Raw genomic sequence first — 15,798 nt, 5'->3', positions numbered from 1 at the left:
TCCCTTGATATCGACGGCCAGTTGGCGTCAAATCAATCGCGCTTTGTATTGCGCGGATTCAATTTAGCTTAACTTCGTTTAATTTGAAGGCAGAGTCGCCATGGAAGAACAACTCGCTACGAAGCCCGCCGTTTTGCTGGTCGACGATGAAGAGTCGATCCTTAACAGCCTGCGCCGCCTGTTGCGCGGCCAGCCCTATGATGTGGTGTTGGCCACCAGCGGCGCCCAGGCGCTTGAGATTATGGCGACCCGGCCCATCGATCTGGTGATGAGCGATGCGCGCATGCCCGGCATGGACGGCGCCACGCTGCTGGCCGAGGTCCACCGGCTGTATCCCGCCACCAGCCGCATCCTGCTCACCGGCTACGCCGACCTCACCACCATCATCAAGGCGATCAACGACGGGCAGATCCACCGCTACATCAGCAAACCCTGGAGTGACGATGAGTTGCAGCTGGTGTTGCAGCAGACCCTTGAGCATCAACGGCTTGAGCGCCTGGCTCGGGATCAGACCGAACAACTCAAGCTGCTCAACACCACCCTGGAAAAACGCGTGGCGGCGCGTACCGCCGAATTGCAACAAACCGCCGACATGCTCGACCTGGCCTACGACGAGCTCAAGCGCAGCTACGTGACCGGCACCGAAGTGTTTTCGCTGCTGGCCAACCTGCGCTTGCCCAAGGATAAACAGACCAACCGCGCGCTGATCGAGTTGATTCGGGTGTACTGCGCCGCCCAGGCCATGGACGAAGCCAGCACCCGTGACCTGACCATGGCCGCCGCGTTGTACAACATCGGCAAGTTGAGCTGGACCGACAGCATGATGATTGCACCGTCGGACAAGCTGTATAGCACCGACCGTGGGTTGTACCGGGAGTATCCGGCGCAAAGCGAGTCGCTGTTGATGACCCTGGAACCGATGAAGGACGCGGCGCGCATCATTCGTCATCACCAGGAACGTTGGGACGGCACGGGGTTTCCCGACCACCTCAAGGGCGATACGATCCCGCCCGGCTCACGGCTGCTGAAGCTGGCGGTGGACTTTATCGAATTGCAGAAAGGCTTGATCCTGGAGCGGCACCTCAACAGCGACGAAGCGCTGTTGTATATCCGCAAGTACGCCGGGCGCCTGTATGACCCGGCGCTGGTGGAAGATTTTGTGCAAGCCTGCGCGGCTTTCCTCAGCGATGTGACCCTGGGTGATCCTACGGTCAAAGTCCTCACCACCCGTGAGCTGGAAGCCGGTATGGTGCTGGCGCGCAACCTCAATGCCGACAACGGCATGTTATTGCTCAATGCCGGCAAGGTACTGAACTTGCCGCTGGTGGACAAGCTGATCGCGTTCGAGGCCATGGAGGGCGCCAAGTACAGTGTGTTTATCAAGATGCCCGACGAGGTGGCGCCACTCCTGTAGCTATACGCCCCAGGCTACGTGCTTGCTGCCGTGGTAATCAAAGATGCCCCTGATGATGTAGACATCTTTGCCGTCTTCTATGCCGTTTTGTTCAATTGCCACGCGCCAGAGACCACGGCCCGAGCCTGCCTGTACCTGGGGCAGATCGACATAGGTGAAGTTACCTATTCGCTTGCGGCTGAGACGGCCGGCCTGGATATCCTGGGTGATTTGCTCAAGTTTGGCGGTGGCGGAGGCGGGCAGGAGTTTTTTCTGGGTTTGCGCCAGATCATCCAGCTTCACGATGTTGATCAGTGGATCGCGAGTGGGCAGAACTTCCGGGACGACTTGCGGTGGCAGCCCTGGCCTGTCAACCCTATGGGTTTGAGCGCGGGGCACTTCAAACTCCAGAGGCGTTGAAAACTTGGGCAGGGCTTTTTCAAAAGCTGTGACGTCTTGACTGTCCACCATGGCTACGCCAGCGCCTGCACCAGGCTGGCCTCGGGATAGGGCGATATAGGGAATGCCGGCTTTTTTGAAATCTTCTGAAAAGGAGGGGACTTGAAGCCTGGCGAGTTTTGCCTTGACGGTATCTCTGAGGAATGCCTTCAGGGTTTCTTGGGTCTCAGGCAGCAATAAGAATCGATAGGTCGCCTCTTGTCGTGTAATGCCGAGATTTGAGGCGAGTTCATGAATGCGTGCGAGGCGTGCGGGATCGTTTGCAAATTCTATTAGCGCAGCGTCTCGCCAGGTAGCAAGTTCATATTTAGCCGAGAATTTATCCATCGCCGTCTGGTGTTTATTCGTGATGGCATACCCGACAAACTGTGCGCCTGTATCGGGGTCGGCAACGGCAATCGAAGTTCTGATTTGTTTGTTGAAGTTGTCGTTTTTGCCAATGAGCCTTTTGACTTTTTTAAACAGTTCCTCCTTGTCCAGCGCAGATAGAGGGGGCGTAAAGTGCTGTGTCGACAGGTGTATATGTTCAAGCGTGGCCAGTTCGAACCGCAGGTTTAACAGGGCGTTATGTAATCGCTCCTGATTGGCGCGGCTCAAGCGTTTCTGGTTCGACAGCCAACGACGAAATTCAGCTTCATCAAGGTCGCCGAGCCGTTGTCGGGCGTGCGTGATCAAGTTGAGTTTCTGGGAGGCGCCGGTTTGTTCTATGACGCTCAAGAAGTCGCGCATCTCCCGTTCGTTTGTTGCGAAAATCCGTGTGGCGGCGATCAGGTCCGCATCCACTTGCTGTTCAGGGGTGAGAGGAGCGCGCAGGGCACCTAGAACGGAACCGCCGCCTTGGGCGTTGCGTTGGAAGCGCGGCTTCCAGCTTTTTGCGTCTCCCGGCACGACCATAAAGTCCACCTTGTTGCCCGCCGGGTCTTTTACATAGCGTGCGCCGTCGTCCACATAGGATTGATACAGGTGATAGCGGCCTGTCTGGTCGCGCATTGCGATGAACTGGTTATTGTGTTTGTCCAAAAAAAACGGCGCGCTGCCGGACTGGCGTGACAACTTGTATCGGTGAGTTAGGGCAAACTCCTCGACGTCAAAGAACGCCTCGATTCGTTCAGGCAACCGATACGGCGCCACATCGACCCAGGCCGGTTCCAACGGGCGGATTGAGGCCTTGGTCAGCACGATGCTGGTGTGCTTATCAGTACCGATTTTCTTGACCAGCCCAGGGAGCCGACGCCCCAGCCGTTTGGACAGGGCCAGGCCACGATTGATACCTCGACGCAGCAGCGACAGCGTGGCCTTACCGGGGATCAGTCCCACCAGCAAATCGGCTGCATCAACGCCAAACATAAGGGTGTTCACCACCGATTCGCGCAAAATCTGCGCATTGCTGCGGGTACGGTAATCGGCGTGCGCCAGTTGAAAGCCCAGTTGCGCCGAATACAAGTACGCATGCAAATGCCCGGTGATGGGCGTCAAGACATAACGGTGTACATCGCGCTTATCGTTGAAAATGCGTTCAACTTCCTGTGCATCCTGAGTCGCCATTCGCGGCCTGAAGTAAGCCTGCCATTCGGGTTTTGCCTTAAGCGTATCCAGGTCTGCCAGGCCGTTGGCCAGCTCCCTGAAGGGCATGCCATCCGGTGACTGCGGTGTATACAGCACACTGACCCCGGATGGCTGGGTGCCCTTGCGATTGATGACCAGCACGCGATTGATCACTTGCCCACCTTGCCCCCTGGCTTGCGCACCGCCCATTACCAGCAGGTTGACCTCTATATCGTGGTCGCTGACTTTGGGGCGGTTGGTTGAGTCGGGGTGCAGCGCTATCGCCTGTATCCAGTCGAGCCCGCTGCCGGGGGTGTGAAAGGTAAACAGCTTATGGGCATCGGGGTTCAGCCGAGCCTCAAGGGCATCCAGGTTCAATTGCGCCGCACAGGCATTTTGCCAGGCGGTGGCGAAGGTGCGCCCGGCGCCACTGTGCGCGAAGGCGCTGCGCAGGTATGTGTCGTATTTCTGACCAATGTCGGCCGCCTGGGCGAGCGCACGCAAATCGCTATTGCCGAGCCTGCCATGCTGGACGCCGGCGGTGTCGACGATACTGGCGGTAGCGCTGATCGTTGTCAGCAGGCCGCCCACGGAAAACGGTTCGACGTTGCGTCGGGCATAACTGGCCAATGTGCGCAGGTCTACGAGAACGGAGGTCCTCCAGGTGCCCCACGTCAGGTGTTTACCCTGTAAAAACTGCGGGATATCGATTTTGGGGTCTTCGCTGACGTAGACGACGGCGCTGTCTATGTCGCGATAGCCGCGCACCTCCACCGACCTGGATGCCTGCTCCGCTGACGCACGCAAATACACCAGGCTTCTGTAAGTGTCGACGTCCACGTCGGCATACGCCGGTTTCTGGGTTTTGAGTACCCTGTCGGTTTCCGTTTCAGAGAACGCCTCCAGGCTCGATATGTTCTCGAGTAACGGAATAAGCACCTGGTTACTGTCGAGCAACGCCTTGTCCAGTTGTCGGTAAAGGGCTTGATCTTGCGCACTGACGGTTTTCAACCACGTCGGTTCTACGTCCACCAGGCGCAGGTTGCGTGCGGCGAAAGCGCCGGCGACATCCAGTTGCAGCGCCAGGTCTGCAACCCGATCGAGCTCGTCTGGCTCCGGCAATACTGCCCTGCGCACGGCGTAACGGATCGCATAATGTTGCAGCATGCGCAGTGAGCGAACACTGGCTGCAATCACGTCTGTGCTGATCCGTGGGGGTTGTGCCGCCAGCATGTATGCACCGCTCAGAGCGGCGCCCGAGGCGTTCAACAGGCTGGCGATCAGCAGTTGGCCTGCCGGGCCACCTTCTGCTATGCGCGCCGAGACGGTTTCATTCAAACGTTGCAGGTTGTCAAATTCCTCAAACTCTTCGCTCGGGCTATACAGCATCACGCGGCCCTTGGCAGACGTGTCGTGTGGGGGGCTCAGGATGAAGGCTGCGGCGAACTCACTGCCGTCCTCCAGTGCCAACTGATAGACCTGCGGCCGGTTTTCGGCGGCGAGCGCCTTTTCCCGCGCCGCATCACTGGGATATTTGAGAACCGCGTCCGCCAGCGCCCGGCCTTGGGCCGACAGCGTGCCATCCAGTGTGCGCAATGCCAGTTGTTGAGCCAGCACCTGGCGACGCAATGCGATCAGTTGTGACTCTGGAGTGGGTTGACCAGGCTCGGCGGATTCCCAAAATGTGTTCAGGCTCTGGGTAATGGCCATTTCCAGCCTGACGGCCAAGATCGCCGGCGAGGCAGTGGCGCTGAGGCGCTGGTCAGCGTCCAGCGTGTCGCATTGCCGGTAGAAAGCACCACTCTCTTCGGTCAGATAGGTCTTGGCATCCGGGGCGCGTAACCTGGTCAGCAGCGAGCCCAGAGATTCGCAGGACAGTAATTGCTTCTGCCCGTCCTGGACCTCGCGATAGCGACTGTAAAAAATCTGATTTGGATCGATGGGCAAATGCACATCGGGAAACATCTCTGCCAGTTGTTGCTGGTATACGCCGCCCACACTGGGCTGTTGCTGGATCAACTGTGATGTCTGGGCATTGAGCTGGTCGAGTTTACGGATGAGGTCATTCAGTTGTTCATCGGCCTGCTGCGGTTGTGGTTCGTCGGCAGACGGTTCTTGAGCGGAAATATGCATGGATAAACTCTTGTAAAAGGGCATGGCGCACAGGGGCGGCGAGCGCGGCTTAAATTGAGTTTGCGAGTGTAGAGTTGGCGGCAGTGGGCCTTGCGGTGCATGTATGTCGGCAAAATGTCGTCGTGGTGAGCGAGTTGCTTGCGCCGACTGTGCATGGGATCCTTGACGACTTTTTAATCTGAGGGGAAGGGCTTCCCATGGCCAAAAAAATCCGCATTGCCGCCGCGCTGTTGATCCGCGACGATGGTCAGACTCTGCTGGTACGCAAGCGCGGTACCCAGGCCTTCATGCAGCCTGGTGGCAAGATCGACGCCGGTGAACAACCCGTCGAGGCGCTTGCTCGTGAATTGTATGAGGAGTTGAACTTGCGCATCGATCCGGGTACCGCCGTCTACCTAGGACAGTTCTCGGCGCCTGCCGCCAATGAACCCGGGTTTACCGTGCAGGCCGAGCTGTTCCAAATGCAGGTCAACGAGGTGGTGGCCCCTGCTGCGGAGATCGAAGAAATATGCTGGATCGATCCTGCGGGCGACGGCGGCCTGCACCTGGCACCTCTGACGCGCGATTTGATCCTGCCGTTCTATCGCGATTCGCTGGCTACCGATTGATGATCCGTCAACTGCTCACCCACGATGCGCAAGCCTATCGGGCGTTGATGCTCGAGGCTTACAGCGCTTACCCGCAGGCGTTCACCTCCAGCGTGGCTGAGCGCGCGGCGATGCCGTTGAGCTGGTGGGAGAAGCGCCTCGACAGCCCGCTGGACCGGCTGCTTGGCGCGTTCGAGGGCGATCAGTTGGCGGGCATTGTCGGCCTGGCGTTCGAGCCCCGGGAAAAGGCACGGCACAAGGTGACCTTGTTCGGTATGTACGTGACCGAGGCTTATCAACAGCAAGGGTTGGGGCGCCAGCTGGTGGAAGCGGCGCTCGAAGAGGCACGCCAACATCCTCGCCTCAAGCTGATTCAACTGACCGTCACCGCCGGCAATGACGCAGCCTTTGCGCTCTACCGGCGGTGCGGGTTTATCCAGTACGGCCTGGAACCTTTGGCGGTGCGGGTGGGCGTCGAGTATTTCGACAAGATCCATATGTGGCGCGAACTATAGGTTGACTGAAGTTCACTGTGGGAGCTGGCTTGCCTGCGATGGCCATAGGTATCTACACAACTTTATATCAGCCGACTCAACCGTAACCACGATGCGAAGCGAGCCGCTCTTGATCTGCTTTTGATCTTAGGCGCCCCGTTAAACCACGCTGGCCGGAATTCGACAGGGATTTGGGGGGTAAACCGGCAGGGATGGCGGTTTAGCCGCCGTAAGGGCGGAACCCTAAGTGGCCGTTACCTAAATAACGGATATGTACTCAGTCTGATCCAACATCCTGGTCGGCTGTCAGGCCGCCATCGGGGGCAAGCCCCCTCCCACATTTGGATCGCGGTGCATCAGTTAGATAGCTATAAGCTGCCAGGCAGCAAGCACCCTTGCATAGGAGCAGCGGCGTACCAAAGTTGTGTAGATACCCATGCTGCGATGGCATCACCACGGCGTAACTGAACCACCGCGGTGCCTGCATCGCGGGCAAGCCCGGCTCCCACACAAGCCCGCTCAACGCACGGCGCTGACCCCATCCAATGTGGAAAACGACGTGTCCTTGGCCGTCAGCAAGAAGTCGCGCATATAGGGCGCATCCAGCATGTCGGCACGAATGCCTGCATACAACGTGGCGAACAACCCTTTCTCACCCAAACGCTTGGCCTTCACATACCCGCGTGAGCTGTATTCATGCAGTGCCCAATGGGGCATGCCGCACACCCCACGGCCGCTGGCCACCAGTTGCATCATCATCACGGTCAACTCCGAGGTCCGCACCTGGGCGGGTTCGACGTCGGCCGGTTCAAGAAAGCGGGTGAAGATATCCAGGCGGTCACGTTCCACCGGGTAGGTGATCAGGGTCTCTGTCAGCAGGTCTTCCGGGACGATGTAGGACTTGTTCGCCAGCGCATGCTGGTTGGCCACGGCCAGCATGGCTTCGTAGGTGAACAGTGGCACGTAGGTGATGCCCGGCAGTTCCAGCGGGTCGGAGGTCACCACCAGGTCCAGGTCGCCACGGGCCAGCGCTGGCAGCGGCGCGAAGGCAAAACCCGAGGCCAGGTCCAGCTCGACTTCCGGCCAGGCATCGCGGAACTGGTCGATGGTCGGCATCAGCCACTGGAAGCAGCTGTGGCACTCGATCGCCATGTGCAGCCGCCCGGCGGTACCACCGGCCAAACGCGCAATGTCCCGCTCGGCGCCGCGCAGCAGCGGCAGGGTGGCATCGGCCAATTGCAGCAGGCGCAGGCCGGCGCTGGTGAAGCGCAGCGGCTTGGTTTTGCGCACGAACAGCTGCATGCCCAGGCGCTCTTCCAGCTCTTTGAACTGGTGGGACAGAGCGGACTGGGTCAGGTGCAGGCGCTCAGCGGCTTCCACCAGGCTGTCGGCTTCACGTAAGGCGTGCAGGGTCTTGAGGTGGCGTATTTCCAGCACGGTGGCCTCCATGAGCAGAATTTGTGTTCAATGTTAACCCATTGAGTTCTGTTCATGTTTATAGCGAGGCCGCCCGCAATGGTTATTCGATCGCTGCAAAGTGTTTATTGGCGAAGGGCTTTTCAATATTTCCGCGCCAGATTTTCAAGTCGGCGAAGCCGACGCCACGCCCTTCTGCCGCCATTTGCCAGTGCAGGCCCTGAAAACGTTGCTCAGGGATTTTCACATGTGCCTTGGCAAAGGTGTCGAACGCTGAGTTGGCCTCGACATAGTGAAAATGGGCGTACCACAGCGGTTGATCCGATGTTTGCTGGCGGTCGTGAAGGGCGTATTCCTGCAAATAATCGGTTTTGCCATCGGGACGTTTCTGTTTCAGCTCTCGCCGGATACCGACTTTGCGTACCTCCAGGCGGTTCTTTTCTATCAGATAGTCCACATAGCCTTCGGTGGGTGTTTTGCTGGCCAACGTACGCTCGATACGCAAGTTCTCAGCGGCGCTCTTGAGCAGTGTTGCCCGGCTGCGCAGTTGTTCGATCAGCAAATGATCGGGGGCCAGGCTTTGCACTTGGTGGGCGCGAAACTCGAGCGCCTCGGCTTCATTGACCAATATGTGTTCAAGGTTGATCGGCTCCATTGTGTTGTAAGCGCGAACTTTGCTTTCGAGCGCGTCCACTGCATCCAAGCGGGCCTGGGCCTCGTTAACTATGGTTGGCAGGTCGCTGGGCAGTGCCGGGGACGAAGCTCTGGGCTGGCTCTGCTCGATGTTCAGGCGGTAGCGCCGGCTGTCGGAGATCTGCTCCCAGACCTCGATAGGTTGCCCGTCCCTGTCGGTGACGATGAATTGCCGCGGTGATTGTTGCTGCGGTGGCCTCTCTGCGCCCACCAGCGTCTGGCCATCTTCCGTTTCAAAGAGTGTTTTAGTGTGCTGTGGCTGCGGGTTGGTGTAAGTCTTTTTTATGTTTCGGCGAGCGCGTTCTATCAATTTAGGCAGGATTTCCAGCATGTGTGAAACATGGCTCGGGTCAAAGTGGTCCGGTGAGAGGGCACTCCAGGTGGTCAGATGGCGGTTAAACTGCTCATATGTCTCGATGATGTTATTCAGCACTTGGTTGCGCTGGGTGTGACTAATGTTGGCCTCGGGTAAATCTCGATGAGTGGCGATGGTGCGCTTGAGTTTGTCGATGGCCGGTCTCAGCAGCCTTTCTTGATAGATCCATCCAGGGTTCCCGGCCTGACGTTGACCCTGCACGAGTTCTGACAACAGCTCGGCCTGCGATGTCTGCACGCGCAATGGGGTGAATGTTTCCTGCAGTGACGATGCCAAGTTGGTAACTTCCGAACGCCTGGAGGGGGCAGATATACGCTTTAACCAGATATCCACGTCTTTGAGCGCACTTTTTATCTTTTTCAGGTCGTTGAACATGTCGACTCGGCACTGTTTGAGCGCGCGATCGACGCTCAAGTATTCGGTGCTGCCAGGCGTCAGCGCCGCCATGCGTGCCTTTAACGTGACGAACTGTTCCCGCAGGCCAATCATCCGTCGGCGGGCATTCAGGGCCAGATGCGCGTTACGATTGCCCACGACCATAGCGCTCCAGTCTTGACCTTGAATAGCGGTCTGACGCAGGGTACTGCCTGGAAGCGTCGAGGCTGTTTGACTTAACGCATATAGCTCTTTGGCGCGGTCAGCTTCGCTGGTCAGGATCACATCCAGAGCATGGGTCGCCCGGTGTTTCGAAGTTATGCCTGTCTCGGTAGTGGGGGCTCTGAACTGATCCGCCAGATTCTCTATTGCTGTGTTGGTCTCCAGCGCTTGTTTGGCGAGTTCTTGGGTCTGCGTACTAAGTTGGTCGATTGTGTGCTGGCGTTGTGTGCGTACCTGAGTTACCTCGGGCGGAGTCTGTCGTGCCACGGCAGAGGATGTGGGCGCTTCAGCACCACGCGCCCTGCCACGCCCCCGGCCAGTGCCGCCCGAATAAGCGGTGAGTTGGCCGCGGTGCAGGGCCGAGTAGGTGTCCCACTGCAAGGCGTGATCCAGCGCGATGACCGGTGCGTAGGACTTGCCTGTGACGCTCAGCCGCATTTCGTGAGCCGTGGGATCGAACTTGACCTTGAAATAGCGCCCTTCACTGAGGATGAAGTGCTCGCCCGAGGTGTGGCGAAAAGTGTGGCGATAAGGCCCCACCTGCACGGGTTGCAGGCTGCCGACTTGCAGAGGTTCGGGATGTTCGTAGCCAGCAAAGCGATGGCGGGCAGGGGTAGCCTGGCGTGACTTTACCGAGCGCAAGAAGCTTGGGCGGGGCCAGGGCTTGGCTTGGCGGGCGCGCGTCAATTGTCGGGCCGAGCTGCCGCGTGCTGCGGGCGCAGCGGCAATGCCGACGGCATCCAGAACCGCGAATACCAGGCACTCGAACACCGAGGCCAGTTGGTCGATGCCGTGCCCGGTCTGGCCGCGCCTGAACGCCTCCACCGCCTGATACAGGCTGATGCCGGCATCTACCAGAGACACGGCGGTGCCGATGAACGGCACAAATCCCAACGCAATTTTGATGCCGTTGAGCAACTCGCCGCTTTTGAGCGCGTACTTCTCTTGCGCCAGGTCATCGTTGGAGCGTGCGTCATTGCGATTAGCCTCGATCAGCCGGCCCATATGCGCATTCAACAGGTGTGCGGCCAACGAAGTGGTGGCCGGCCAGGCCAGGCCGGCCTGAATCATCGCGTCGTAGTCTTGGCGAATGGCCCGATCGATTCGCTCGATGTGCGCGCGTACATCACCCTTGATCGCGCGGCCCGCGACATACTCCACCATGCTGTCGAGTCGGCACAGGTCAAACAGGGCGATGCGCGCTTGATTGAGGTTGGCGAAACCGCGCAAGCAGCGTCCGTCGGGCGTATCGGGCAGGTAGAGCAGGGTGGTGCCCGAGATTTTTTCTTCGATGAACGTGATGCCCGACAACGTGATGGGGCTCTCGTCGTTGGTGTCTTTGCCACCCGCGCTCAGGTGTGCGGGCAGCAGGCTGATGTGCTTGCCGTCGACCCGCCAGGCGTCACGCGTATCGGCATCGATGGCAATGTCGAGGATATGCCGCTCGTCGGCGCTGATATGGTTTTGCATGCGCGCCAGCAGGCTTTGCGCCTTGAGCATCACCTGCAGGGGTTTTATCAGGCACTCGCGGCGGTACTGTTTCTCGTGCAAGGATTCGTTGCCAGCACCCCTGAAGGTTTCCAGGATCAACGTTTCATAGCGTTTTGCCAGGTCGAGGTCGCTCACGGTGCTTTTCAGGTAGTCGTAGGTGATCCCTGCCCTCAGGGTGGCGAGCTCGCTGGCGTCATCGGCCGTCGCCTCGACTTTCATGTGAAACAGGCGCTGGCTGATATCGCTGTCGATGTTGCGCAGGGCCAGTTCATTCAGGCTCATCTTGCTGCGTTTTTTGCTGGGAACATGAATGATTTTGATCGGCGTGCCCGGTGCGGACCCGGAGATAATGTCGCGTTTTTGCTCCACAATGTCGGGCAGGTCCAGTTGCAGCGTGAAGCCTTTCTGGAGGGCAAAGTCCTTGCGCAAGCGGGCTTGTATCTGTTGGTCGACAAACGCGTCGCGTGATAGCAGGGAGCGCTGTTGCAGCGCTTGCGAACGGCCCAGGGCGTCGATGTATGAGTTGAGCAAGACCTTGAGCGTCTTGTGGTCCTCAGTCGTTTGCGTGCGCAGCCACGACGGCAATTGTTCGGCCAGCAGGCGAGCATTGTGCTGTTCGACAAGCTGCACAAGCGCGACCTCACGCGCGGTGTTATCCGGTATCAGCAGGGTCGGCACGGTTTGTTCGCGCAGCAGTTCCAGCTCGCTGGCCAGCCTAGTGGCCTGTTCGGGGGCGGACCAGGTTTGGTGCAAGCGTGCGGCTTGCTCCTCAAAGGCGGTCTGTTGGCTGCTCAAGCTGTGATCGAACGGGTCTGCGCTCAATGTGATGAATTGCAGGGCCAGGACATCATCCTCAGGGTGGATGCTGAACACTTGCTCTTCCAGGGCCTGTCGCGACGCGAAACGCTGCACCCCGCCATCGTTGCCAGGCCAATAGAGGACGTGGCAGCCGTCGCGCACGTCAGGTGTTTGCGGGTTTTGTGGCGGCAGGAAGACCAGCGGCCCGTTGAGTGCGCGCACGGTCGGGTTGGCGTGGTCAGGGAGCTTGATCGAAAAGGCCAATGCCACCACGTCTGGCAACGGAGTGGCGACGGCGCTTTCGATCAGTTGCAGTTCATCTTCGCTGATCTGTCCGAGCATCTGCTGAAGTTGCGCCTCTATCCGCAGCCCCTGCAGGCGGGCCTGATAGAGCGCTGAATACTGCGTGTTGAGTGTGGTTAGATCGAAGGGCCGGCGGTTCAGCATGGCCTGTGCTGCCGCCTCGCCGGCGCGCTGCTGTGCCTTTAACTCGTCCAGTTTTAGCCTGAAGGCTTGCCAGCGTGTGCCTGTGGGGCCGACAGGCGAGTCGTTGGCAAACAGGCGCTCGAGTGCGTCGCGCTGATGGCGCACCAGCGCTTCACGTTGAGCGGCATCCACACCGTTGTGCAACTGCCCGAACTGCGGGAGTTGCGCTTCTTGCGCGGCATCCACCTGCGGCAGCGGCGGCGCCTCGGCAAACAATGAAAGCCCCTGACGCCGAGCGTCAAGCTGATCGATGTGCAGACGCGCCAAAAAGGCATCGTCGAGGGTGGCACCCGCCACCGGCCTGATCGCGTCCTGGTACTGCTCCTCGGTCAGCTGTTTGATCCAGAGACTGATGCCGTCGTCCAGCGGGTTGTTTTTGATCCGGTACTCAATGGTTGCCTGTGGATCGCTGCTGGCGGTCGCGAACAGCAACGTTTGCCGGTCGAGCACCCAGCGCTCCAAATCCTCGCGCCGGGTAAAGATGTACCATGCGGGCGCGAAGGCAGGCACGTACAGCAGCTGCCTGACCGGCTGTTCGCTGTCCAGGGTCAGCACCCAGGCACCCGGCAGGGCGATGGCGCTTGAGGCTGCGGGCTTGAGCAACACCTGCTCGCAGCAGACGTTTTGCGGCTCGGGCGTAGTGTGCGTCGGGTTAATCAGCCGGAACAGCGGTGCAAGGACTTCGCTATTGACCTTGCCCTCGGCCAGCAAGTGTTCGGCGCTGGCTTCGAAATGCACCCGGTAGAGTTCTTCCGCCCGCTTGAGGCAGGTGGCCGGGGAGTCGGGGGCTCGCGCTGTACGCCAATACCGCAGCCAGTTGTTGTCGATGGCTTGTTTCAGGTCCAGGATTTTCAGTTGATCGAGCAACATGCTCGGGGTGTACAGCGACAGTGAGTGTTGCGCAGGCAGGTAAAGCACAGCTGCCGGTGGCAGTTGCGTCGTGTCCAGGTTGGGGTGCTGCTGCATGTACAGGCAGGCTTCGGTCAGAGAAATCCGGCTGCTGCCACGCTGCTCGTTGGCAGCGAACTGCAGTCCCACGCGTTCGCCATCCAGTTGCAGGTGTTCTTGCAGCAACTGATTGATTGAACTGCGCACGCTGGGGATGCCGGCCATCAGCGTGCGCAGTTCGCGGTGGCAGTCCTGCCAGCGCTGGGTAGCATCCCATACGAGGTCATCGTCGAGGCTGTGCTGTGTCAGTGGTGGTAGCTGGGGGAGAGGCGTGAGGAACGAGGTCATGGTGCTTGTCGACTCTATAAAGGTAAAAAACCTATTAGAGAGCGACTTGCCCTGCGGTCGGCGGCATATAGCTATCGACTTGACCGCTGGGCGAACTTCATCAAACTGTCATCGAACTGTGGCAGCGCGCTTGAACAAACTTCATCAGACTCGCGCTCTACTGGGGTTCTGCGTTTTGGTGTTTTTCATGCGTGCGTTGTTTTTAGTGGCCGCTCTACTGTTCGGCCTGCCGTCTTTTGCGGCTTCTCGATGTGATGTCAATGTCCCGACCCAAACGGTCGATCTGGAAAAGGTGAGCATCGCCTACCAGAGTATCGGGCGTGCGTCTGACCCGGCCCTGCTGCTGGTGATGGGCCTGGGCGGGCAGTTGATTCACTGGCCGGATGAAGTGGTGGTTGCCCTGTGCGAGCAAGGCTTTCGGGTGATTCGCTACGACAATCGCGACGTCGGCCTGTCCACCTGGCGGCAGGCGCCGGCGAGCGCCAACCTGACCTTTGAAGTGCTGCGCTACAAGCTCGGCCTGCCGGTGGCGGCGCCCTATACCTTGACCGATATGGCCGACGACGCCTTGGGCTTGATGGATGCGCTGCAGGTGCAGCAATTTCATGTACTCGGCGCGAGCATGGGCGGCATGATCGCCCAGCACCTGGCGGCCATGGCGCCACAGCGTGTGGAAAGCCTGACCCTGATCATGACCAGCTCCGGCGCCGAGGGCCTGCCCGCGCCGAACGCGGCGCTGGTGCAATTGTTGTCGCGGCGCAGCGCGCCCAATCGTGAGGTGGCGCTGGAGCAACAGGCGGATCTGCTCGCGGCGTTGGGCAGCCCGGACATCAAGGACGATCGCCAGGCATTGTTGCACCAGGCGGCGCTGTCCTATGACCGGGCCTTCAACCCCGAAGGCGTGAAGCGCCAGATCATGGCGATCCTGGCCGAGCCGAGCCGTGTGCCCTTGCTCAACCAACTGCGCGTGCCTGCCCTGGTGGTCCATGGCACCGCCGACCCGTTGCTGCCGGTGATGCACGGCGTGCACCTGGCCGCGCATATTCACGGCAGCCAGTTGACATTGATTCCCGGCCTGGCCCACCGTTTTCAAGAAGCGTTCAAGGCGCCCTTGCTGGCGGCGGTGCTGCCCTATCTGCAAGCCCATCGCCAGGATACCGCGCACTGGGCGCAGATCGATTTGAGCGAGCCTTCGAAGGTGCTGTGAAGGTGGTGTATCGTGCAACCTTTATGCGCAGACTGCCCGCGAGGTTGCTTCACCATGAGTACTCCCCTGAAAATCGACTTCGTCAGCGACGTATCCTGCCCCTGGTGCGTCATTGGCCTGCGCGGCTTGACCGAAGCCCTCGACCAGCTCGGCAGCGAGGTGCAGGCCGAGATTCATTTCCAGCCGTTCGAACTGAACCCGAACATGCCCGCCATCGGTCAGAACATCGTCGAGCACATCACTGAAAAGTATGGTTCCACGGTTGAAGAGTCCCAAGCCAACCGTGCGCGTATCCGCGACATGGGCGCCGCATTGGGCTTTGCGTTTCGCACCGACGGCCAGAGCCGTATCTACAACACCTTCGATGCGCATCGCCTGTTGCATTGGGCTGGGCTTGAAGGCTTGCAGTACAACCTCAAGGAAGCACTGTTCAAGGCGTATTTCAGCGATGGCCAGGACCCATCCGACCACGCGACCCTGGCGATCATCGCCGAAAGCGTAGGGCTGGACCTTGCGCGCGCCGCCCAGATTCTTACCAGCGATGAATATGCCGCCGACGTCCGCGAGCAGGAACAGCTGTGGGTTTCCCGTGGGGTGAGTTCGGTGCCGACCATTGTGTTCAATGACCAGTATGCGGTGAGCGGTGGGCAGCCGGCTGAAGCCTTCGTTGGCGCGATTCGCCAGATCATCAACGAATCGAAATCCTGAGGCCGGGCACGGAGCAAAATGTGGGAGCTGGCTTGCCTGCGATAGCGGACTGTCAGTTGCAAATGGGCTGGCTGACACACCGTTATCGCAGGCAAGCCAGCTCCCACACTTGATACTCATTGTTTGCAAAAATGGCGCTCATCCAAGCGCTGGCCCATCCCTTGCATTACCCCCTTAAA

8 protein-coding genes are annotated in these 15,798 nt (G+C 59.4%); 5 read left to right on the top strand and 3 right to left on the bottom strand.

Annotation, left to right across the window (positions count from 1 at the left end; all coding sequences use genetic code 11):
• The first annotated feature begins 100 nt into the window (after window positions 1–100).
• Entirely contained in the window at window positions 101–1,414 is a 1,314-nt protein-coding gene (gene nosR, locus TU73_RS10910; RefSeq protein ID WP_057012179.1) for a response regulator c-di-GMP phosphodiesterase, NosR family, read from the top strand.
• On the opposite strand, the gene TU73_RS10905 is transcribed toward nosR, so the two are convergent.
• Entirely contained in the window at window positions 1,415–5,530 is a 4,116-nt protein-coding gene (locus tag TU73_RS10905; protein ID WP_057012178.1) for a DUF6543 domain-containing protein, read from the bottom strand. It lies immediately after the preceding gene.
• Window positions 5,531–5,727: 197 nt separating this feature from the next.
• On the opposite strand from TU73_RS10905, the gene TU73_RS10900 reads away from it, so the two are divergent.
• Together TU73_RS10900 and TU73_RS10895 are read left to right on the top strand one after the other, a co-directional pair.
• Window positions 5,728–6,138, top strand: a complete 411-nt coding sequence (locus TU73_RS10900; RefSeq protein ID WP_057012177.1) for an NUDIX hydrolase — start codon at window positions 5,728–5,730, stop codon at window positions 6,136–6,138.
• The gene (locus TU73_RS10895) at window positions 6,135–6,632 is read left to right on the top strand and encodes a GNAT family N-acetyltransferase (RefSeq protein WP_057012176.1); all 498 of its coding nucleotides are present in this window, start codon (window positions 6,135–6,137) and stop codon (window positions 6,630–6,632) included. Before TU73_RS10900 ends, TU73_RS10895 begins: the two co-directional genes overlap by 4 nt.
• Before the next feature lie 498 nt (window positions 6,633–7,130).
• Here the strand turns inward: TU73_RS10895 and metR are convergent, their stop codons facing one another.
• Both metR and TU73_RS10885 read right to left on the bottom strand, forming a co-directional pair.
• A complete protein-coding gene (metR, locus tag TU73_RS10890; RefSeq protein ID WP_057012200.1) occupies window positions 7,131–8,048 on the bottom strand; it encodes a transcriptional regulator MetR in 918 nt (305 codons plus the stop codon).
• Window positions 8,049–8,130: 82 nt separating this feature from the next.
• Entirely contained in the window at window positions 8,131–13,704 is a 5,574-nt protein-coding gene (locus TU73_RS10885; protein ID WP_057012175.1) for a dermonecrotic toxin domain-containing protein, read from the bottom strand.
• Between the two features lie 187 nt (window positions 13,705–13,891).
• Between TU73_RS10885 and TU73_RS10880 the strand changes: the two genes are divergently transcribed.
• Window positions 13,892–14,911 (top strand): alpha/beta fold hydrolase, encoded by a 1,020-nt coding sequence (locus TU73_RS10880; RefSeq protein ID WP_057012174.1) that lies wholly within the window; start codon window positions 13,892–13,894, stop codon window positions 14,909–14,911.
• 54 nt (window positions 14,912–14,965) lie between these two features.
• On the top strand, window positions 14,966–15,619 hold the full coding sequence (locus TU73_RS10875) for a DsbA family oxidoreductase (protein ID WP_057012173.1): 654 nt from the start codon (window positions 14,966–14,968) through the stop codon (window positions 15,617–15,619).
• The last annotated feature ends 179 nt before the right edge of the window (window positions 15,620–15,798 follow it).

The sequence above is a fragment of the Pseudomonas libanensis genome (assembly GCF_001439685.1).
GTDB classification, from domain to species: domain Bacteria; phylum Pseudomonadota; class Gammaproteobacteria; order Pseudomonadales; family Pseudomonadaceae; genus Aquipseudomonas; species Aquipseudomonas libanensis.
The sequence above is the reverse complement of the archived record's forward strand: the minus strand, read 5'-3'. Positions and strand labels throughout refer to the sequence as shown.